Origin of the sequence: Pseudomonas sp. DD1 (assembly GCF_044510355.1) — a bacterium.
GTDB classification, from domain to species: Bacteria; Pseudomonadota; Gammaproteobacteria; order Pseudomonadales; family Pseudomonadaceae; genus Aquipseudomonas; species Aquipseudomonas shahriarae.
Map to the genome: position 1 here is coordinate 118,364 of NZ_MSAJ01000033.1, position 19,559 is coordinate 137,922.

21 protein-coding genes are annotated in these 19,559 nt (G+C 60.8%); 16 read left to right on the forward strand and 5 right to left on the reverse strand.

Features of this window, described 5'->3' with window-relative positions; genetic code table 11:
• Positions 1-47: 47 nt before the first annotated feature.
• The 11 genes from fabF to PSFL_RS19730 all read left to right on the forward strand — a co-directional run bounded on the left by fabF (position 48) and on the right by PSFL_RS19730 (position 9,875).
• Positions 48-1,292: a beta-ketoacyl-ACP synthase II gene (gene fabF, locus PSFL_RS19680; protein WP_057960393.1), complete on the forward strand. Its 1,245-nt coding sequence runs from the start codon at positions 48-50 to the stop codon at positions 1,290-1,292.
• The gene (gene pabC, locus PSFL_RS19685) at positions 1,292-2,107 is read left to right on the forward strand and encodes an aminodeoxychorismate lyase (protein ID WP_198849107.1); all 816 of its coding nucleotides are present in this window, start codon (positions 1,292-1,294) and stop codon (positions 2,105-2,107) included. Before fabF ends, pabC begins: the two co-directional genes overlap by 1 nt.
• A 1-nt stretch (position 2,108) precedes the next feature.
• Positions 2,109-3,200, forward strand: coding sequence for an endolytic transglycosylase MltG (mltG, locus tag PSFL_RS19690; RefSeq protein WP_057960418.1), 1,092 nt, complete (start codon positions 2,109-2,111; stop codon positions 3,198-3,200).
• Between the two features lie 19 nt (positions 3,201-3,219).
• Positions 3,220-3,852 (forward strand): dTMP kinase, encoded by a 633-nt coding sequence (tmk, locus tag PSFL_RS19695; protein WP_057960391.1) that lies wholly within the window; start codon positions 3,220-3,222, stop codon positions 3,850-3,852.
• Positions 3,845-4,831 carry a DNA polymerase III subunit delta' gene (locus PSFL_RS19700; RefSeq protein WP_057439598.1) on the forward strand — a complete coding sequence of 329 codons (987 nt, stop codon included), beginning with the start codon at positions 3,845-3,847 and terminating at the stop codon, positions 4,829-4,831. Before tmk ends, PSFL_RS19700 begins: the two co-directional genes overlap by 8 nt.
• 65 nt (positions 4,832-4,896) lie before the next feature.
• The gene (locus PSFL_RS19705) at positions 4,897-5,679 is read left to right on the forward strand and encodes a TatD family hydrolase (protein ID WP_120733904.1); all 783 of its coding nucleotides are present in this window, start codon (positions 4,897-4,899) and stop codon (positions 5,677-5,679) included.
• 426 nt (positions 5,680-6,105) lie between these two features.
• Complete coding sequence (locus PSFL_RS19710; RefSeq protein ID WP_057439597.1) at positions 6,106-6,759, forward strand: TetR/AcrR family transcriptional regulator; 654 nt, start codon at positions 6,106-6,108, stop codon at positions 6,757-6,759.
• Between the two features lie 139 nt (positions 6,760-6,898).
• Positions 6,899-7,867 (forward strand): GTP 3',8-cyclase MoaA, encoded by a 969-nt coding sequence (locus tag PSFL_RS19715; protein ID WP_273870771.1) that lies wholly within the window; start codon positions 6,899-6,901, stop codon positions 7,865-7,867.
• Positions 7,868-7,941: 74 nt separating this feature from the next.
• On the forward strand, positions 7,942-8,547 hold the full coding sequence (locus PSFL_RS19720; RefSeq protein WP_057439595.1) for a DUF4823 domain-containing protein: 606 nt from the start codon (positions 7,942-7,944) through the stop codon (positions 8,545-8,547).
• Positions 8,548-8,563: 16 nt separating this feature from the next.
• Positions 8,564-9,130 (forward strand): DUF1285 domain-containing protein, encoded by a 567-nt coding sequence (locus tag PSFL_RS19725; RefSeq protein ID WP_057439594.1) that lies wholly within the window; start codon positions 8,564-8,566, stop codon positions 9,128-9,130.
• 7 nt (positions 9,131-9,137) lie between these two features.
• Positions 9,138-9,875 carry a bifunctional 2-polyprenyl-6-hydroxyphenol methylase/3-demethylubiquinol 3-O-methyltransferase UbiG gene (locus PSFL_RS19730; protein WP_169960813.1) on the forward strand — a complete coding sequence of 246 codons (738 nt, stop codon included), beginning with the start codon at positions 9,138-9,140 and terminating at the stop codon, positions 9,873-9,875.
• Between the two features lie 64 nt (positions 9,876-9,939).
• On the opposite strand, the gene PSFL_RS19735 is transcribed toward PSFL_RS19730, so the two are convergent.
• The 3 genes from PSFL_RS19735 to PSFL_RS19745 form a co-directional block, all read right to left on the reverse strand.
• Positions 9,940-10,200, reverse strand: coding sequence for a hypothetical protein (locus tag PSFL_RS19735; RefSeq protein WP_057960387.1), 261 nt, complete (start codon positions 10,198-10,200; stop codon positions 9,940-9,942).
• A 45-nt stretch (positions 10,201-10,245) separates the two neighbouring features.
• Complete coding sequence (locus tag PSFL_RS19740; protein WP_057439593.1) at positions 10,246-10,584, reverse strand: hypothetical protein; 339 nt, start codon at positions 10,582-10,584, stop codon at positions 10,246-10,248.
• Positions 10,585-10,669: 85 nt separating this feature from the next.
• On the reverse strand, positions 10,670-11,878 hold the full coding sequence (locus PSFL_RS19745; protein WP_115128746.1) for an MFS transporter: 1,209 nt from the start codon (positions 11,876-11,878) through the stop codon (positions 10,670-10,672).
• A gap of 184 nt (positions 11,879-12,062) precedes the next feature.
• Here PSFL_RS19745 and PSFL_RS19750 point away from each other — a divergent pair, with 184 nt between their 5' ends.
• Together PSFL_RS19750 and PSFL_RS19755 are read left to right on the forward strand one after the other, a co-directional pair.
• Positions 12,063-12,542 (forward strand): GNAT family N-acetyltransferase, encoded by a 480-nt coding sequence (locus tag PSFL_RS19750; protein WP_057439591.1) that lies wholly within the window; start codon positions 12,063-12,065, stop codon positions 12,540-12,542.
• Positions 12,543-12,613: 71 nt separating this feature from the next.
• Positions 12,614-13,417 (forward strand): IclR family transcriptional regulator, encoded by an 804-nt coding sequence (locus PSFL_RS19755; RefSeq protein ID WP_115128745.1) that lies wholly within the window; start codon positions 12,614-12,616, stop codon positions 13,415-13,417.
• Here PSFL_RS19755 and PSFL_RS19760 read toward each other — a convergent pair whose 3' ends face one another.
• Entirely contained in the window at positions 13,418-14,470 is a 1,053-nt protein-coding gene (locus tag PSFL_RS19760) for an NAD(P)-dependent alcohol dehydrogenase (protein ID WP_057444959.1), read from the reverse strand. It lies immediately after the preceding gene.
• Between the two features lie 182 nt (positions 14,471-14,652).
• Here PSFL_RS19760 and PSFL_RS19765 point away from each other — a divergent pair, with 182 nt between their 5' ends.
• Positions 14,653-15,546, forward strand: a complete 894-nt coding sequence (locus tag PSFL_RS19765) for an AraC family transcriptional regulator (protein ID WP_057439589.1) — start codon at positions 14,653-14,655, stop codon at positions 15,544-15,546.
• A gap of 98 nt (positions 15,547-15,644) precedes the next feature.
• Here PSFL_RS19765 and PSFL_RS19770 read toward each other — a convergent pair whose 3' ends face one another.
• Positions 15,645-17,309, reverse strand: a complete 1,665-nt coding sequence (locus PSFL_RS19770) for an electron transfer flavoprotein-ubiquinone oxidoreductase (RefSeq protein WP_397470398.1) — start codon at positions 17,307-17,309, stop codon at positions 15,645-15,647.
• Between the two features lie 556 nt (positions 17,310-17,865).
• On the opposite strand from PSFL_RS19770, the gene PSFL_RS19775 reads away from it, so the two are divergent.
• A complete protein-coding gene (locus PSFL_RS19775; protein WP_057960382.1) occupies positions 17,866-18,615 on the forward strand; it encodes an electron transfer flavoprotein subunit beta/FixA family protein in 750 nt (249 codons plus the stop codon).
• Between the two features lie 2 nt (positions 18,616-18,617).
• Positions 18,618-19,547: an electron transfer flavoprotein subunit alpha/FixB family protein gene (locus PSFL_RS19780; protein ID WP_057960381.1), complete on the forward strand. Its 930-nt coding sequence runs from the start codon at positions 18,618-18,620 to the stop codon at positions 19,545-19,547.
• Positions 19,548-19,559 lie beyond the last annotated feature (12 nt).

Consider the following 19,559-nt stretch of genomic DNA (forward strand, 5'->3'; position numbering starts at 1 on the left):
CTTTAGGTTTGATGCAAAGTGTCGTCATCAAGAAAAAGGAGAGTGCTGTGTCGCGTAGACGCGTCGTAGTCACCGGTATGGGTATGTTGTCGCCACTGGGCACGGATGTGCCGAGCAGTTGGCAGGGCATTCTGGCTGGCCACAGTGGTATTGGTCTGATTGAGCATACGGACCTTTCTGCCTATTCCACCCGTTTTGGCGGCTCGGTAAAGGGCTTCAATGTCGAGGAATATCTCTCGATCAAGGAATCCCGCAAACTCGACCTGTTCATTCAATACGGCCTGGCAGCCGGTTTTCAGGCAGTGCGTAATGCTGGCCTGGAAGTCACCGATGCCAACCGTGAGCGCATCGGCGTGGCCATGGGTTCGGGTATTGGCGGTTTGACCAATATCGAAGAAACCAGCCGCACGCTGCACGAATCCGGCCCTCGTCGAATTTCACCGTTCTTCGTCCCGGGCTCGATCATCAATATGATTTCCGGTTTCCTGTCCATCCATCTGGGTGCCCAGGGGCCTAACTACGCCATTTCCACGGCGTGCACCACGGGCACTCACTGCATCGGCATGGCGGCGCGCAATATCGCCTATGACGAGGCGGACGTGATGATTGCCGGTGGCGCCGAAATGGCCGCCTGTGGCCTGGGCATGGGCGGCTTCGGCGCGTCCCGTGCGCTGTCGACGCGCAATGACGAGCCAACCCGCGCCAGTCGTCCGTGGGACAAGGGCCGTGATGGCTTTGTACTGTCCGACGGTGCCGGTGCCCTGGTCCTCGAAGAGCTGGAGCACGCCAAAGCGCGTGGCGCAACGATCTATGCCGAGTTGATCGGTTTTGGCATGAGTGGTGACGCGTATCACATGACGTCGCCACCCGCCGACGGCGCAGGCGCTGCGCGCTGCATCAGCAATGCGTTGCGCGATGCGAAGATCAATGGCGATCAAGTGCAGTACATCAATGCCCACGGCACCTCGACACCCACTGGCGATCTGGCGGAAGCGCAGGCCATCAAGTCGGTGTTCGGTGAGCACGCCTACAAGCTGGCGGTCAGTTCCACCAAGTCCATGACCGGTCACCTGCTGGGTGCGGCAGGCGCGGTTGAGGCGATCTTCAGTGTGCTGGCGATCAAGGACCAGGTCGCACCGCCGACCATCAACCTGGATGAGCCGGATGAAGGCTGCGACCTGAACTTCGTACCTCACGAGGCGCAGAAAATGCCGATCGACGTGGTGCTGTCCAACTCGTTCGGCTTTGGCGGTACCAACGGTTCCCTGGTGTTCCGCCGGTTCGCCGAGTAATGCGCAGCTGGGTCGACGGTCAGCCAGCGGACGCAGTGCCGCTCAAAGATCGCGGCCTGGCCTACGGCGATGGTTTGTTTGAAACCCTCGCGGTCAAGGCCGGGCAGCCCGTGCTGCTCGACCGCCACCTGCAACGCCTCGACGAGGGTTGCAGGCGCCTGGCGCTCGTTGCGGATCAGGCACTGATCCGCGACGAGTTACTGGCCTATGCGGCGGCCCTCGGTGACGGCGTGCTCAAGTTGATCCTGACCCGGGGCGATAGCCTGCGGGGGTATGGCATCAACGCAGGCGCACCCGTGCGCCGTATCCTGCAAGGCAGCCCGCCTGCTACCTATCCCCCGGCCCACGGTTCATCAGGTGTACGCCTGTTCCCATGCGCCACGCGTTTGTCCGAGCAACCCTTGCTCGCCGGCCTCAAACACCTCAATCGCCTTGAACAGGTCCTGGCTCGCGCCGAGTGGCAGGATGCCGATCACGCGGAAGGATTGATGCTGGATATGTCCGGGCGCGTCATCGAAGGCGTGTTCAGCAACCTGTTCCTGGTGGATAACGGCCAGTTGCTGACTGCCGACCTGAGCCGCTGTGGTGTGGCTGGCGTCATGCGGGCCGAGCTGTTGGCCCGTGCCGAGGCGTTGGGGCTAGTCACGACCGTGACCGATATCAGCCTTGCGCAGCTGCAACGGGCTGACGAAGTGTTTGTCTGCAATAGCGTATATGGCATTTGGCCGGTGCTTGGATGTGGGCCAATGAGCTGGTCGGCCGGGCCGCTCACCCGTAAACTGCAAGGCATTGTTCGCGCGCTATTGGGTGTTTGATTTGAGACGTAAAATTGTATTGCTGCTGGAGATCGGTCTGGTCCTGGCGGGTTTGCTATTGGGCTTTTCCGCCTGGAAGCTGAACTCGGCCTTGAAGCAACCGCTGAATCTGCCCCAGGAGCAATTGCTGGATGTAGCTGCTGGCGCGACCCCTACGGGCACTTTCAATCGTCTGGAAAGTGACGGTGTGCTGGAGGATGCCTTTTGGCTGCGTCTCTACTGGCGCTTCAACCTTGACGGCCAACCGCTGCACAGTGGCGAATACCGCATGACGCCAGGCCTGACGGCCCAGGGCCTGATTGGCCTGTGGCAGCGTGGCGAAGTGGTGCAGTACAGCCTGACCCTGGTGGAGGGCTGGAACTTCCGCCAGGTACGCAGTGCCTTGGCCAAGCATGAAAAGATCGAGCAGACTCTGTCGGGCTTGAGTGACACTGAGGTGATGGAAAAAATCGGCCATCCCGACGTGTTCCCCGAAGGGCGGTTCTTCCCCGATACCTACCGTTTCGTGCGCGGCATGACCGATGTCGAATTCCTGAAGAAAGCCTATAACCGCCTGGACGACGTACTGGCCCAGGAATGGCAGCGACGTGCCCCGGATGCGCCCTATACCGACCCCTACCAGGCGCTGATCATGGCGTCTCTGGTCGAGAAGGAAACCGGCGTGCCTGAAGAGCGTGGGCAGATTGCCGGGGTGTTTGTGCGGCGCCTGAAGATTGGCATGCTGCTGCAAACCGATCCCACGGTGATCTACGGCATGGGCGAGCGCTACAACGGCAAGTTGACGCGCGCGCACCTGAAAGAAGCCACACCCTATAACACCTATATGATCAGCGGCCTGCCGCCGACGCCGATTGCCATGGTTGGCCGCGAGGCGATTCATGCCGCGTTGAATCCGGTACCGGGCAGCAGCCTGTATTTCGTGGCCCGGGGCGATGGCAGCCATATTTTTTCCGATAGCCTGGACGCCCATAACGCGGCGGTGCGCGAGTACCAACTCAAGCGCCGCGCCGATTACCGCTCCAGCCCGGCACCCGCGCCGACCACCGTTGAGCCTGCCGCGCCTGACGCTGCGCCCGCGCAAAGCCCGCAATGACTCTGACTAAGGACTGCCTGTGACTGGCTTGTTTATTACCCTGGAAGGCCCGGAAGGCGCTGGCAAGAGTACCAACCGTGAATACCTGGCCGAACGCTTGCGGGCTGAAGGTATCGAGGTGCTGCTGACCCGCGAGCCTGGCGGCACGCCCCTGGCCGAGAAGATCCGTGAGGTGCTGCTGGCCACTGGCGACGAGGTCATGCACCCGGACACCGAGCTGTTGCTGGTATTTGCCGCCCGTGCCCAGCACTTGGCCGAAGTGATTCGCCCGGCGCTGGCCCGGGGCGCGGTGGTGATCTGCGACCGCTTCACCGATTCCACCTACGCCTATCAGGGCGCTGGCCGCGGCCTGTCCCTGGAGCGCATTGCGACCCTGGAGACCTTCGTCCAAGGCGACCTGCGCCCGCACTTGACCCTGGTCTTCGACCTGCCGGTAGACATCGGCCTGGCCCGGGCCAGCGCCCGTGGGCGCCTGGATCGTTTCGAGCTGGAAGGCCGAGCCTTTTTCGAGGCGGTGCGTGCGGCCTATCTCAAGCGTGCCGAAGCCGCGCCGTCGCGCTACTGCCTGCTGGATGCCGCTCAGCCCCTGGAACAGGTGCAGCGGGCCATCGATGAGCTGCTCCCCAAACTGTTGGAGCTGTACCGTGGCTGAAGCCTATCCGTGGCAGGACAGCCTCTGGCAGCAATTGGCCGGGCGTGCCCAGCACGCCCATGCCTATCTGCTCCATGGGCCGGTAGGCATCGGCAAGCGTGCCCTGGCCGAGCGCTTGATGGCCCGCCTGCTCTGCCAGCAGCCGGCAGGGCTGGAGGCGTGCGGGCACTGTAAGTCGTGCCTGCTACTCAAGGCCGGCAGCCATCCGGACAACTACGTGCTGGAACCGGAGGAGGCGGACAAGGCGATCAAGGTCGACCAGGTGCGCGACCTGGTGAGCTTCGTGGTGCAGACCGCGCAGATGGGCGGGCGCAAGGTGGTATTGATCGAGCCGGTGGAGTCGATGAATATCAACGCCGCCAACGCCTTGCTCAAGAGCCTTGAGGAGCCTTCTGGCGATACGGTGTTGTTGCTGGTGAGTCACCAGTCCAGTCGTCTGCTGCCGACCATTCGCAGTCGCTGCGTGCAACAGGCCTGCCCACTGCCAAGCGAGGCCATGAGCTTGCAGTGGCTGGGCCAGGCCTTGCCCGAATGCACTGAGCAGGAGCGGGTCGAATTGCTGACCCTGGCAGCCGGCTCGCCCTTGGCAGCGGTCAGCCTGCAGGCCCAGGGCGTACGCGAGCAGCGTGCGCTGGTGGTCGACGGGGTGAAGAAGCTGCTCAAGCAGGAGCAGTCTGCCACGCAGTTGGCCGAAGGCTGGAAAGACGTGCCGCTGTTGCTGCTGTTTGACTGGTTCTGCGACTGGTCCAGCCTGATCCTGCGCTACCAATTGACCCAGGACGAAAACGGCCTGGGCTTGATGGACATGCGCAAGGTGGTGCAATACCTGGCGCAGAAAAGTGCCCAGGACAAGGTATTGAACATCCAGGACTGGATCCTCGCCCAACGCCAGAAGGTGCTGGGCAAGGCCAACCTGAACCGGGTGCTGCTGCTTGAGGCCCTGCTGGTGCAGTGGGTCGGGCTGCTCGGTCGACGTTGATATTTTCGGGGCCGACGGATGTTTTGTCGGCCAGACACTTCCTGTGACGCAAGTTGTAACTTCTTATGCTCGTAGATTCCCATTGCCACCTTGATCGCCTCGACCTCGCCGCCCACAACGGCTCCCTGGACGCTGCCCTCGACGCTGCGCGTCAGCGTGGCGTCGGGCACTTCCTGTGCATTGGCGTCAGCGCCGAGAACGCCGCCGACGTCAAGGCCCTGGCCGAACGCTATGCCGATGTGGATTGCTCGGTGGGCATCCACCCCCTGGACCTCAAGCCCGGTGAAGCCCCGGCCCTTGAGTGGCTGCTGGACGAACTCAATCACCCGCGGGTGGTGGCTATTGGCGAGACCGGCCTGGACTACCACTACGAGCCGGAAGCCGCCGAGTTGCAGCAAGCCTCGTTCCGCCTGCACCTGCAAGCGGCGCAGCAGACCGGCAAGCCGGTGATCGTGCATACCCGCGGCGCCCGCGCCGACACCCTGGCCTTGCTGCGCGAAGCCGCTCTGCCCCAGGCGGGTGTGTTGCACTGTTTTACCGAGGACTGGGAGATGGCCAAGGCGGCCCTCGACCTGGGGTTCTATATTTCCTTGTCGGGCATCGTCACCTTCCGCAACGCCGAGGCCCTGCGGGACGTGGCGCGACAGGTGCCGGCCGATCGCTTGCTGGTCGAGACCGACTCACCCTACCTGGCGCCGATCCCCCATCGCGGCAAACCCAACCTGCCGGAATATGTGCGGGATGTGGCGGATTACCTGGCAATGCTGCGCGGCGAGTCGGTGGAGCGTTTTGCCGAGCAGACCACCGCCAACTTCAAGCGTCTGTTCCCGCTGGCCCACGTTCGCTGAATCCCAGGCAAAAAAAACCCGGGTTCTGGGGGGTGAATCCGGGCTAAGACCATTAGGAGTAAACAAGGATACGCGGTCCGTTGGTACCCATATCGGTGTGTCACTTGGGGGAGATGTCACACCGACAGATGAAGTATTGATCAGTATCCCGTGCAGTCCAGCCGCTTCTGGTCGTTTTTTAAACAGATTTGGAATACATCCGCTTCGCTTGAGTTCTCATGGGGCGGCAGTACATCGTGCGAATCTATGCTTTATTTCTGACCGATAGCGCCTGATTCGTTGGCGTGCTGTAAGTTTAGTGTATGGGTTGTTCATATAGACGTTGCCCAACGACCGTGCAGTCGGGATAATCCCTCGTACCGGGTAAAACGTTCCGTCATCGGCACGCTCATCCCTTCCAATACTGACCTCTGCAGACCTCTTTCTATGCACAAAGAACCCCGTAAGGTCCGTGAGTTTCGCCGCCGTGAGCAGGAAATTCTCGACACCGCGCTCAAATTGTTCCTCGAACAGGGTGAAGACAGCGTCACCGTCGAGATGATTGCGGATGCCGTGGGTATCGGCAAAGGCACGATCTATAAGCACTTCAAATCCAAGGCCGAGATTTACTTGCGCCTGATGCTCGACTACGAGCGCGATTTGAACGAGTTGCTGCATTCGGCCGATGTCGACAAGGACAAGGAAGCCCTGTCCCGGGCGTACTTTGAGTTCCGCATGCGGGACCCGCAGCGTTACCGCCTGTTTGACCGCCTGGAAGAAAAAGTGGTCAAGGGCCACCAGGTGCCGGAAATGGTCGAGGAACTGCACAAGATCCGTGCCTCGAACTTCGAACGCCTGACCCTGCTGATCAAAGGCCGGATCAGCGAAGGCAAGCTGGAAGACGTGCCGCCTTACTTCCATTACTGCGCCGCGTGGGCGTTGGTGCATGGCGCCGTGGCGCTTTACCACTCGCCATTCTGGAGCAATGTGCTGGAAGATCAGGAAGGCTTCTTCCAATTCCTGATGGACATCGGCGTGCGCATGGGCAACAAGCGCAAGCACAGCAGCGACCAGCCTAACCCCGAGACGCCTGCCACCTAAGGCATTCATCCGGGCAATGGCCGGCTGATTTACTGCCGTATGTGATAACCCAGGAATATACTCAGGCAAGGACCTTGCTAAAATCTGATTTATGAGTCAGGTTTTAGCGCGCCCGAATTATCCTCTGCCGGAGTGATCCATGATCGTTGATCGTCAAGGCAGGCGTTTTCGCAATTTGCGGATCAGCCTGACCTCAGCCTGCAATTACGCCTGTACCTACTGCGTGCCCAACGGCAAGCGGCTGGTGGCTGCGCAGGACGAACTCTCGGCCGAGGCCATGGCGCGTGGCGTGGCCTACCTGATCGAGGCAGCGGGCATTGATCGCCTGCGGATCACCGGCGGCGAGCCGCTGGTCAGCCCCAAGCTCGAAACCTTTATGCAGGCCGTCGGGCAGATGGGCTTGAGTGATATCAGCCTGACCACCAATGGCCAGTTACTGGCGCGCAAGTTGCCACTGCTGGTGGATGCTGGCATTCGTCGTATCAATGTGTCCCTCGACACCCTGGATGCCGATGCCTTTCGCGGGATTGCCCGGGGCGGCGACCTGGCCACGGTGCTCGATGGCATGGACCAGGCATGTGCGGCGGGGATCAAGATCAAGGTCAATATGGTGCCGCTGCGCGGGCAGAACCTCGACCAGGTGATGCCGCTGCTGGAGTATTGCCTGGCGCGCGGTTATGAATTGCGTTTTATCGAGTTGATGCGCATGGGCCACCTGGCCAGCGACTCCAACGCCTTCCTGCAGCAATTTGTCAGCCTGCAACAACTGTTGAGCCTGATTGGCGAACATCACGAATACCTGCAGGCCGACGCCCCGGTGGATGCCACGGCCGTGCGCTATGAAATTCCCGGCCAGGGCTACTTCGGCGTGATCGCCAATGAAAGCGTGCCGTTTTGCCGAACCTGTTCACGCCTGCGTCTGTCTTCCACAGGTTGGCTGCACGGCTGTCTGTCTTCGAGCAACCGCCACTATGTCGGCGACTTGTTGGACAAGCCGCGTCATCAGGCCTTGCCGGCGTTACAGGGCTTGCTGGTCAAGGCCTTGGGCGATAAGCAGGAAGTGGCGTTTTCGGGCGGGGCGACGGTGATGAAGATCATTGGCGGCTAGCCAGGCAAGCTGGCGCAAAATCTGCATCTCGTGCCCATTCGCCGGTTTTCCGTCACCGGCCTCTGGAGGATAGGATGCGTAGTCTGGTTTTGTTGCTGGCGTCGTTTGCGCTGGGTGGCTGCATGACAGTCAGCGATATGGCCGAAGGCACTCGCTATCAGATGAGCGATGCCGGTTTGCTGGACCACAGCGACACACGTCGTTCCAACTCGGTTCGCATTCAGCCCGATTCCTTTGTGTTTATCGCCCAGGGTGCGTTCACGCCGCCGGGCAGTGCCTACCCGCGACCCAATGTGGTGGCCGAAGAAGCCTTCAACGGTTTTATCGAATACTTCCCCATGGTCCGCCGCGCCCGCGCCCCGGAAGGTTTGGAGCAGGCCATGGCCGAAGCCCGTGAAGCAGGTGCCCATTACCTGTTGTACACGCGGTTCGCCAAGGCTGATGATCGCATTGGCAATGCAGATGAATGGGCCGACCAGGAAGCCCTGGACCGGCTGGGTGTCGACAGTGGCGTGATCCAGATTATGTTGATCGAGACCAGCACCCAATATTTGATTGATACTGCACGGATTCGCAGTCGTGGCGGTTTACTGACGTTCCACGACAATAAACCCGAAGATTTGCTTGGCCCACCGTTGCGGCAATACGCCCGCAGCCTGCTGGGCATGAGCGACCAGTAATTCAAAGGAGAACAGCATGACGGGTTCGGCCAAGGCCAATGATTTGTTGGCACAGTTGCCCAAGGGCAAGGGACCGGCTCCGGTTCATCTGTGGAACCCGGATTTCTGTGGCGATATCGACATGCGTATCGCCCGCGACGGCACCTGGTACTACCTGGGCACCCCCATCGGGCGTAAACCGATGGTCAAGCTGTTCTCTAATATCATCCGCCGCGATGGCGATGATTACTTTTTGATCACTCCGGTGGAAAAGGTGGGGATCAAGGTAGATGACGCGCCATTTGTGGCGGTGTCGATGGAGGTCGAGGGGCAGGGCGAAAGCCAACTCCTGCGGTTTACCTCCAATGTCGAAGACGTCATCGAAGCCGGCCCCGAACACCCGTTGCGGGTGGTGATTGATCCGCAGACCCAGGAACCGTCGCCCTATGTGCGGGTGCGCAACAACCTTGAAGCACTGGTTCATCGCAACGTGTTCTACCAGATGGTGGAGCTGGCGGTGACGCGCCTGATCGACGGCGAGAGTTGGCTGGGCATCTGGAGTGGCGGGGTGTTCTTTCCGATAGGCCTGGAACCCAGGGATTGATACCGGCGTGACGCAGAATATCTACGATACCCCAGCCTTTTTCGCGGGCTACAGTCAAATGGGCCGCTCCCTGCAAGGGTTGGCAGGTGCGCCGGAATGGCCCGCGTTGCAGGCGTTGTTGCCGCTGATGCAGGGATTGAAGGTGGTGGACCTGGGCTGTGGTTATGGCTGGTTCAGCCGCTGGGCCCAGGAACAGGGCGCCGAACAGGTGCTGGGGCTGGACGTCTCACAGAAGATGCTGGCGCGGGCGAAGGAAATGACTTCATCCTCGGCCATTACTTATGCCATTGCCGACCTCGAGCAGCTTGATCTGCCCGATGCGGCTTATGACCTGGCCTACAGCTCGCTGGCCTTTCACTACATCGCCGATCTACCCGGGCTGTTTGCCCGTATTCATAAAGCCCTGAAGCCGGGAGGACGGCTGGTTTTCTCCATCGAGCACCCGATCTTTATGGCGCCCCGGCAACCGGGCTGGCAGGTCGATGAGCAAGGGCGTAAAAGCTGGCCGCTGGACAGTTATCAACTGGAAGGGCCACGGGTCACCGACTGGCTGGCCAAGGGTGTGATCAAGCAGCACCGTACCCTGGGCACGCTGCTCAACATGTTGATCAAAGCAGGCTTGAGCCTGAGCCATATTGAAGAATGGGGCCCGAGTGCCGCGGACCTTGTGGCCCGGCCTGAGTTGGCGGAGGAGCTGGAGCGGCCGATGATGTTGCTGGTGGCTGCCCAACGCCCAACGCTGTAGGTGATGCCTGGCGAAAGGGCGAGCGCTGCGCACTCAAGCGCAGCCTCGCCAGGCTCGACAGCCGCTACGGCTGGCTTTCCAGCTTGCGTGCGGCGTCCACGCCAGAGGCCGTCAGTTTGATCGGCAGGTGCAGCGCGTGTTCGCCGGCCTCGTTGCAGGTCACGTGGCCTTCCTTGATCAGTCCACGCTCCTGAAGAGTGGCCAGGGTGCTGGCCACGATTTTTTCGCCCCGGTAGTTATCCAGCACCTCCTTACCCAAACCGTTCGGGTGCGCGTGCAGCAGGCGGGTGAGGACTTCTTTCTCCAGGTTTTTATCGACGTTCATGCATACCTCTTCAGGGTCAGTGGTGGGGTAGTGTTCGTCTGTCGGTCAAGGTTGTTTCGGTGCGCCGGGCAGGTTGTCATCGTTGCCGCTCGGAGCGGCGTTCTTGCCGGGGCCGATCTTGCCGTTCTCCACATCGGTACCCAGGCCCTGGCGGTTGCCGTCATTGCCTTGGGTGCGTGGGTCGGCACCGTTCTGGATGATGGCTCCGCCATTGGTATCCAGGCCGGTGCCCATGGAGTCTTTGCTCTCTTGGGTGGCAGGGTTGGGCGGGCTGCCAATCGGGTCGGTCTTGCCGGTGGAAGGGTCGGACGCGGCGAAGCTGCCCAGGGAAACCGCAGACAGCAAACCGGCGAGGGCGAGGGCAGTCACTTTGGAAGTATTCATGGTGGAGCCTCCATAGGAATAAAGTCCTTACCTTAGGTTGGTCCGCCCGCCCATATTGTTGGTGCCTGGATCACGACGAACGGTGTCAGCTCACCTGTAAGATTTTGTGTTTGGCAACCCGGCGCCAGATCAGGCGCGCCAGCGTAATCAGCCAGTTGAGCAAGGCGATGCCCAGTACGCTCGCCAGTAGGGTCGGTACGCCTTGCTCGACGATCAGCTTGCCGGCCAGCAGCGGGAAGCCGAAGACCCCTATAAAGTACGACAGGCTGAACAGCAGCAAGGCCTGAGACGTGCTGGCGCTCGGCGCTTCATTGGCGGCCAGGCCGTTGATCACCGAATAGGTCAGGCCGTAACCGACCCCCAAGGTAGCGGCCGCCAGCAAGTAGCTGAAGCTGTCATGCACGCCGAAGCTCAACAGCAGGATCGACACCACCATCAACCCAGACAACACACAGGCCGACCAGTACGCATCGCGCCTGACCACAAAGCTGGCAATCAACAAACGACTGGTGATTGCCGCCCCCATGAAGCCCAGAAAGAACAGCGAATAATCCAGCCCATGGCTTGCCGCGTAGCTGGTCTGGAAACTCGACAGGCCGCCAAATACACAGCCGCCCAGGCCGACCATGATGATCGCGAATACCGCCTTGGAGCCCAGCACACGGCGGGTGCTGGCCCAGGAGATTTTCGAGACGGCGCCGGCGCCCAGCGAGTTGGGTTGTTGCTGGAGATGGCTGCCCAGGCGCCAGAAGATCAGCACGCCCACGAGGCTTGCGAGGGCCGCGATATAAAACGCGGTTTCCAGGGGCAGGCCCAGGGCGCTGGCCGCCCGTCCCAACAAGGGGCCCGAACCGATGCCGGTCATCATGCTGCCCGACAGCCAGGCGAAATATTTGGCTCTTTGGCTGGGCTGCACCAGCATCGCCACGATGATCGGGCCCAGGGTATAGAACACGCCCCAGCCCAGCCCGAGGGCCAGGCCGAACAGCATCAGGCCCTGGCCAAAACCCGGCGTCAGGGCAAAACCCAGGCAGGCGGCCACCAGCAGGCTCCCCAGGCAGGCAATCGCGCGCGCGGCACCCAGGGCGTCGGCCAGGTGCCCGGACACAATCACCGCGATAAACGTACTGAGCATCGCCATGGAGATCACGCTGCCGGCGTCATGCTCGTTGCCGCCTCTGGAATCAATCAGCAGCGATAACAAAAACGTCGAACCGTACGACAATGACAGCAGGTAGCTGGCAAGGCACAACAAGGCGAAGAGCTTTCCGCCAACCGGAGCAGTGGGGTGCATGGGCAAACCTGGGCGTCTGTTGGATTTATGGCGGACTTTTTACCATGCGCTACCGCCCGGTTTGTTCTGTGGTTACCGGTGCCAACATTGCTACAGGACGGAGTAATCACCTGCATAAAACCCTGCAAGCGGTCATCAAAGGGCCTTAGTATGTGTCCTTTCTTTTTTAGCCGCAGGCCTGTTCATGACCATCGAGATTCGTCCCGCCGTGCCCAGCGATGCTGCGCAGATCCTGACCTTCATCACTGAACTGGCCGAGTACGAAAAAGCCCGCCACGAAGTGATCGCCAGCGTGGTGGACATCGAGCGCAGCCTGTTCAGCGAAGGCGCTACCGCCCATGGCCTGATCTGCCTGCGTGATGGCTTGCCGATTGGTTTTGCGGTGTTTTTCTTTAGCTATTCCACCTGGCTGGGCAGCAACTGCCTGTACCTGGAAGACTTGTATATCAACCCGGAACAGCGCGGCGGCGGGGCGGGCAAGAAGTTGCTGCGCCACCTGGCCAAGATCGCCTATGACAATGGTTGTGGGCGCTTTGAATGGAGCGTGCTGGACTGGAACGAGCCGGCCATTGCCTTCTATAAGTCCATCGGTGCCCAACCCCAGGAAGAATGGGTGCGCTACCGCATGGAAGGCGACGCATTGCGCGACTTTGCCCAGGGCTGAGATCGGCCCTGTCTTGGGGCCTGGCATTTGCCATAATGGCCGCCGCTTTCGCATTTCTAGATAGGCCCTACATGCAGGAAAACCCACCCATTCCCGCCAAAGACCCCGCGCCCACGGGCACCCAGACCCTGCTGCGCGGCCTGGGCGTGGTGCAGGCGGTGGCGGCCGGCGCGCGTGACCTCAAGGAAATCGCCCGGCGCATCGGCACCACCCGCAGCACCACCCACCGCCTGGCCAGTTGCCTGGTGGATGAGCGCTACCTGCGAGTGGTGCCGCAAGTCGGTTACCTGTTGGGACCGAAGCTGATCGAGCTGGGCTTCCAGGCGCGGGACGAGCTGCCGCTGGTGACGCTGGCGATACCCTATCTGGACGAGCTGTCGGCGCTGACCGGCGACACCATCCACCTGGCGATCCGCGAGTTCGACGATGTGCTGTACCTGCACAAGAACCCCGGGCGCAATGGTCCGGAAATGCGTTCGCGGGTCGGTCACCGCATGCCCCTGGCACGTACCGGGATCGGCAAGGCCTTGTTGCTCGATGACTCGCAAGAGGAGTGGCAGCGCCTGTATCAGGTCAGCTTGCCGGTAGGCGGGAAAAACCTGCACTGGCCGCAGCACCCGGAGCAATCCTGGGAGCAGTTTGAGCAGCGTATGCGTGAATACGTGGCGGGTGGTTATGCATTCGACCTGGAAGACAACGAACCGTCGATCCGCTGCGTCGCCGCACCGGTGCGCGATGCCAGCCGGCGGATTGTCGCCGGCATCAGCATCGCCAGTACGGTGCCCTACATGCCGCTGGAAAAAATGGCCGAGCTGATCCCCCTGGTCAAGCAGGTCGCAGCGCGGCTGTCCGCGGAGTTGGGCGCGAAGGCCTGATCAGGCTTTCAAGGTGGCCATGTCGATCACGAAGCGGTACTTCACGTCGCCCGCAATCATGCGCGCATAGGCTTCGTTGATCTGGCGGATATCGAGCATTTCGATGTCGCAGGTAATGCCGTGCTCGGCGCAGAAATCCAGGACTTCCTGGGTTTCGGCAATGCCGCCGATCAGCGAGCCGGCCAGGACTTTACGGCCCAATACCAGCTTGGCGGCATTGACCGGCGGGTCGACCGGTTCGATCAAACCTACCAGGATATGCACGCCGTCAAAGCGCAGGACGTCGAGGTAGGGGTTCAGATCGTGCTGCACCGGAATGGTGTCCAGCAGGAAGTCGAAGCTGCCGGCGGCGGCTTTCATCTGCTCGGCATCGGTGGACACGATCACATGATCGGCACCCTGGCGTCGGCCTTCTTCTGCCTTGTTCGCCGAGCGGGTGAACAGCGTCACTTCGGCGCCCATGGCCTTGGCGAACTTGATGCCCATATGGCCCAGGCCGCCCATGCCGAGAACCCCCACCTTGTCGCCGGCCTTGACCCCGTAGTGCTTGAGTGGCGAGTAAGTGGTGATGCCCGCGCAGAGGATCGGCGCGGCGCTGGCCAGGTCGAGCTTGGCCGGGATCTTCACCACAAAGTGCTCGCTGACCACGATGCTGTCGGAGTAGCCGCCCATGGTGTTGCTGCCGTCTACCCGGTCCGGGGTGGCGTAGGTCATGGTCGGGCCTTCGAGGCAGTATTGCTCCAGGTCCGATTTGCACGCTTCGCAGTGGCGGCACGAATCCACCATGCAGCCCACGCCGACCAGGTCGCCAACCTTATGGGCGGTGACGCTGGCGCCGACGGCAGTGACCTTGCCGACAATCTCGTGGCCCGGCATCAATGGGTACACGGCGATGCCCCATTCGTTGCGTGCCTGGTGGATGTCGGAGTGGCAGACGCCGCAGTACAGGATTTCGATCGCCACGTCATCGGCGCGTGGGCTACGGCGCTCGAAGGACATGGGGGCGAGGGGAGTGGTGGCCGACTGGGCGGCATAACCGATGGCAGTGTACATGGTGCAAACCTCGCAAAAGCGTGGACGGGAGAGGTGGCGAATTCTGCGCGTCGACCCTGTGGGCGAACATGGCAAATGCTCCGAGTCTCATGCCTATTCGTCCGGGAGTGCCCGTGGATTGGATTCATTGGCCGCCAGACCTGCGATGATGTTCCTATCCCTTTTTCGCGAAGTTTTTTGCCATGTTGTTGACCCGCCATCTTGATGCCAACGCCACGCTGGTTTCCTTGATTGAGGGGCTTACGCCCTGCGACGGTTTCTCCCCGACCCACCTGGCGGGCGTGCAGGTGCTGCGCGCCAGTTGCGACGTGGCGCGCGGGCCGCAGATCTACGAACCGAGCCTGATGTTCGTGGCCCAAGGCAGCAAGCTCGCCTACCTGGGCCCGCGCACCCTGGAGTATGGCGCCGGGCATTACCTGATCCAGGCGATGCCGGTGCCGTTCGAATGCGAGACGTTTGCCATGGCCGCCGATGCCCCGCTGTATGGCGTGACCGTAGGCATTGATCGGGTGGTGCTGGGCGAATTGGTGATGGCTATGGGCATGCAGGCCGGCCCGCCGCCGGCGGCGCAGACCTTGGAGTCGATGAGCTCGGTGGTGCTCGATGACGCGATGCGCGGTTGCGTCGAGCGGCTGTTGCAGTGCCTGCACGATCCACTGGAAGCCCGGATCATGGGACCGGCGAGGGTGCGGGAATTACTGTTCACCGCCTTGCGCGGGCCACAGGCCGATGTGCTGCGGGCCCTGGTGGAACAGCAGGGGCAGTTCTCGCGGATTGCCACCTCATTGAATCACCTGCATGCCCATTACGCCGAACCGCTGAACATCGAGACCCTGGCCGGTTATGCGCATATGAGTGCGTCGACGTTTCATGAGCATTTCAAGCGCTGCACCCTGTTGTCGCCGGTGCAGTACCTCAAGCGCTTGCGCCTGCTCAAGGCCCAGCAGTTGTTACTGGCAGAAGGCATGGGTGTGGCGCAGGCGGCGCATAACGTGGGGTATCAGAGTACGTCGCAGTTCAGTCGGGAATATAAGCGCTATTTCCTGCGCAACCCGGGTGAAGAGCGAGCGGCATAGATGATCGTTCCCACGCGGAGCGGGGGAGCGAGCAGGCAAGCCCACATTGACTCGAGTCGGCCATAAAAAAAGGCTCCCATTTGGGAGCCTCAGTTGGCTTACATATTCGGGTAAGTCGGCCCACCCGCGCCTTCCGGCGTCACCCAGGTGATGTTCTGCGAAGGGTCCTTGATGTCACAGGTCTTGCAGTGCACACAGTTCTGGGCGTTGATCTGGAAGCGCTTCTCGCCGTCTTCCTGGGTGATCACTTCGTACACGCCAGCCGGGCAGTAGCGTTGCGCCGGTTCATCGTAGAGCGGCAGGTTGGTGCCGATCGGGATGCTCGGGTCCTTGAGTTTCAAGTGGCACGGCTGTTCTTCTTCATGGTTGGTGCTGGAGAGGAACACCGAGCTCAGCTTGTCGAAGCTCAGCTTGCCGTCGGGTTTGGGGTAGTCGATCTTCTGGCTGTCCTTGGCCAGCTTGAGGCAGGCGTAGTCCGGCTTGGTGTCATGCAGGGTGAACGGCATTTTGCCGCCGAGGATGTTCTGGTCGAACCAGTTGAAGCCGGCACCGATGATCGGGCCGAACTTGTGCATCGCCGGGCCGAAGTTACGGGTGGCGAACAGTTCCTCATAGAGCCAACTGGTTTTGAAGCTGTCGACGTAGGCCGTCAGTTCATCACCGCCTTCGGATTCGGCGAACAGGCGGTCAGCCACGGCGTCTGCGGCGAGCATGCCGGACTTCATGGCGGTGTGGCTGCCCTTGATCTTGGCCACGTTCATGGTGCCCAGGTCGCAACCGATCAGGGCGCCGCCCTTGAATACCATCTTCGGCAGCGAGTTGATGCCGCCCTTGGCCAGGGCGCGGGCGCCGTAGCTGATGCGCTTGCCGCCTTCCAGGTACTGGGCCAGCACCGGGTGATGCTTGAGGCGCTGGAACTCATCGAACGGCGACAGGAAGGTGTTGCTGTAGGACAGGTCGACGATCAGGCCTACGACCACCTGGTTGTTTTCCAGGTGATAGAGGAACGAACCACCGGTGTTCTCGTTGCGCATGATGTCCAGCGGCCAGCCGGCGGTGTGGACCACCAGGCCTGGTTGGTGCTTGGCCGGGTCGATTTCCCAGATTTCCTTGAGGCCGATGCCGTAGTGCTGTACGTCGGCATCGCTGTCCAGGTTGAAGCGCTGGATCAGTTGCTTGCCCAGGTGCCCACGGCAGCCTTCGGCGAACAGCGTGTACTTGCCGCGCAGTTCCATGCCTGGGGTGTACAGGCCTTCTTTGGGATGACCTTCACGGTCGACGCCGAGGTCGCCGGTGATGATCCCGCGCACTACGCCGTTTTCGTCGAACAGTACTTCCTGGGCCGCGAAACCTGGGTAGATTTCCACGCCCAGGTTCTCGGCCTGCTGGGCCAGCCAGCGGCACAGGTTACCCAGGGAGATGATGTAGTTGCCTTCGTTGTGCATGGTCTTGGGCACAAAGAAGTCAGGCACCTTGGTGGAGGTGTCGCTGCTGCGCAGTACATAGATGTCGTCGCGCACCACCGGGGTGTTGAGTGGAGCGCCCAGTTCTTTCCAGTCCGGGAACAATTCGTTCAGGGCGCGTGGTTCAAACACGGCGCCGGACAGGATATGTGCGCCGACTTCCGAGCCTTTTTCGACCACGCAGACGCTGATTTCCTTACCGGCTTCGGCGGCCTTCTGCTTCAGTCGGCAGGCGGCAGACAGGCCCGACGGCCCTGCGCCGACGATGACCACGTCGAATTCCATGTATTCGCGTTCCACAGGCTATCTCCTACTCAAGGCTCAACAGTTTTTTTTCTAATGGGTGGAGGTTCGGTGTTTTATCTGTCGTCTTCTGCGCCAATTTCTTACAAAAGGGCAGGGGACGACCCACCTTTCTCTCTAGGTGGCGCATTATATCTACACCACTCTCAGCGTCCAATACAAACGTTTGTTTGAATTGCCCGCGAGCTAGGTAAATCAAAGCAACGCGGCTTATATCTGACCATTTTGCTGTATTGACCGGAAAAGGTGTTCCGGTCAATATACGGTCGGTTTTGCGCTTCTCGTAGGCGGACTGCCGGTTTCAAGGCCACGTCCAAAGACAAGGCACTGCTCATGCAGGTTGACGCGCACGTAATGCTGGCGCGCAGTTTACACGTTGCAACGATGAATGACTTGTCAGTCACCCCTGACGAACGGTCTTTATTATTGAGTACGTGCAACGTTACCTGTCATGAAGGCCTGCGTTTTTAGAGGTGCCCTTGTGCGCCGTTGAGCATCTACCGCCAGGTTTATCCGGGCGGCTTCCTTTTCACCGGAGAGTAACGAGGAATCCATGAAGGTTCTTGTAGCTGTCAAACGCGTTGTCGATTACAACGTGAAAGTTCGCGTCAAGGCGGACAATTCCGGCGTCGATCTGGCTAACGTCAAAATGTCGATGAACCCCTTCTGCGAAATCGCCGTGGAAGAAGCCGTACGCCTGAAAGAAAAAGGTGTCGTGACTGAAATCGTCGTCGTTTCCATCGGTCCGACCACTGCTCAAGAGCAGCTGCGTACCGCCCTGGCCCTGGGTGCCGATCGCGCGGTTCTCGTCGAATCCGCTGAAGAGCTGACCTCGCTGGCCGTGGCCAAGCTGTTGAAAGCCGTTGTCGACAAGGAACAGCCGCAACTGGTGATCCTCGGCAAACAGGCCATCGACAGCGACAACAACCAGACTGGCCAGATGCTGGCTGCACTGACCGGTTACGGCCAGGGTACCTTTGCCTCGAAAGTCGAAGTCAGTGGCGACAGCGTTGCCGTGACCCGCGAAATCGACGGCGGCGCGCAGACCGTTTCCCTGAAACTGCCGGCCATCGTCACCACCGACCTGCGTTTGAACGAGCCGCGTTATGCGTCCCTGCCAAACATCATGAAAGCCAAGAAGAAGCCGCTTGAAGTGCTGACTCCGGATGCTTTGGGCGTTTCCACCGCCTCTACCAACAAGACCGTCAAAGTCGAAGCGCCAGCTGCACGCAGCGCGGGTATCAAGGTCAAGTCGGTGGCTGAACTGGTCGAGAAACTGAAAAACGAAGCGAAGGTGATCTGATCATGACTATCCTCGTAATCGCCGAACACGATAACAAGGTGCTGGCCCCGGCCACCCTGAACACCGTGGCTGCCGCTGCGAAAATCGGTGGTGATATCCACGTGCTGGTCGCTGGCCAGAATGTGGGTGCCGTGGCTGAAGCCGCCGCGAAAATCGCCGGTGTGAGCAAAGTACTGGCCGCCGACAACGCTGCCTACGCTCACCAGTTGCCGGAAAACGTTGCCCCTCTGGTTGCAGAGCTGGGCGCTGGCTACAGCCACATCCTGGCTGCCGCCACTTCCAACGGCAAAAACATCCTGCCGCGCGTTGCTGCGCAACTGGACGTTGACCAGATCTCCGAGATCGTTTCGGTCGAAAGCGCCGACACCTTCAAGCGCCCGATCTACGCCGGTAACGCCATTGCCACCGTACAGTCCACTGCTGCGGTCAAAGTGATCACCGTCCGTGCCACCGGTTTCGACCCGGTTGCCGCTGAAGGTGGTTCGGCTGCCGTTGAAGCGGTGGCTGCCGCGCACGACGCTGGTACTTCCAGCTTTGTTGGCGAAGAGCTGGCCAAGTCCGATCGTCCTGAGCTGACCGCTGCCAAGATCGTCGTTTCCGGCGGGCGTGGCATGCAGAACGGTGACAACTTCAAACACCTGTACGCCCTGGCCGACAAGCTGGGCGCTGCGGTCGGCGCTTCCCGCGCGGCTGTTGACGCAGGTTTCGTACCCAACGACATGCAGGTCGGCCAGACCGGCAAGATCGTTGCGCCACAGCTGTACATCGCGGTCGGTATCTCCGGCGCGATCCAGCACTTGGCCGGTATGAAAGACTCCAAGGTGATCGTTGCGATCAACAAGGACGAAGAAGCACCGATCTTCCAGGTGGCGGATTACGGCCTGGTTGCGGACTTGTTCGAAGCTGTACCTGAGTTGGAGAAGCTGGTCTAAACCAGCCGCTTC

Excerpts from the sequence above, each read along its gene's own strand:
- PSFL_RS19765 (WP_057439589.1), top strand. The coding sequence starts at position 14,653 with ATGTTGTTGACCCGCCATCTTGATGCCAACGCCACGCTGGTTTCCTTG.
- PSFL_RS19740 (WP_057439593.1), bottom strand. The coding sequence starts at position 10,584 with ATGAATACTTCCAAAGTGACTGCCCTCGCCCTCGCCGGTTTGCTGTCT.
- PSFL_RS19750 (WP_057439591.1), top strand. The coding sequence starts at position 12,063 with ATGACCATCGAGATTCGTCCCGCCGTGCCCAGCGATGCTGCGCAGATC.
- PSFL_RS19780 (WP_057960381.1), top strand. The coding sequence starts at position 18,618 with ATGACTATCCTCGTAATCGCCGAACACGATAACAAGGTGCTGGCCCCG.
- PSFL_RS19775 (WP_057960382.1), top strand. The coding sequence starts at position 17,866 with ATGAAGGTTCTTGTAGCTGTCAAACGCGTTGTCGATTACAACGTGAAA.
- PSFL_RS19705 (WP_120733904.1), top strand. The coding sequence starts at position 4,897 with ATGCTCGTAGATTCCCATTGCCACCTTGATCGCCTCGACCTCGCCGCC.
- PSFL_RS19755 (WP_115128745.1), top strand. The coding sequence starts at position 12,614 with ATGCAGGAAAACCCACCCATTCCCGCCAAAGACCCCGCGCCCACGGGC.
- PSFL_RS19760 (WP_057444959.1), bottom strand. The coding sequence starts at position 14,470 with ATGTACACTGCCATCGGTTATGCCGCCCAGTCGGCCACCACTCCCCTC.
- PSFL_RS19725 (WP_057439594.1), top strand. The coding sequence starts at position 8,564 with ATGACGGGTTCGGCCAAGGCCAATGATTTGTTGGCACAGTTGCCCAAG.
- PSFL_RS19720 (WP_057439595.1), top strand. The coding sequence starts at position 7,942 with ATGCGTAGTCTGGTTTTGTTGCTGGCGTCGTTTGCGCTGGGTGGCTGC.
- PSFL_RS19745 (WP_115128746.1), bottom strand. The coding sequence starts at position 11,878 with ATGCACCCCACTGCTCCGGTTGGCGGAAAGCTCTTCGCCTTGTTGTGC.
- PSFL_RS19715 (WP_273870771.1), top strand. The coding sequence starts at position 6,899 with ATGATCGTTGATCGTCAAGGCAGGCGTTTTCGCAATTTGCGGATCAGC.
- pabC (WP_198849107.1), top strand. The coding sequence starts at position 1,292 with ATGCGCAGCTGGGTCGACGGTCAGCCAGCGGACGCAGTGCCGCTCAAA.
- PSFL_RS19735 (WP_057960387.1), bottom strand. The coding sequence starts at position 10,200 with ATGAACGTCGATAAAAACCTGGAGAAAGAAGTCCTCACCCGCCTGCTG.
- PSFL_RS19710 (WP_057439597.1), top strand. The coding sequence starts at position 6,106 with ATGCACAAAGAACCCCGTAAGGTCCGTGAGTTTCGCCGCCGTGAGCAG.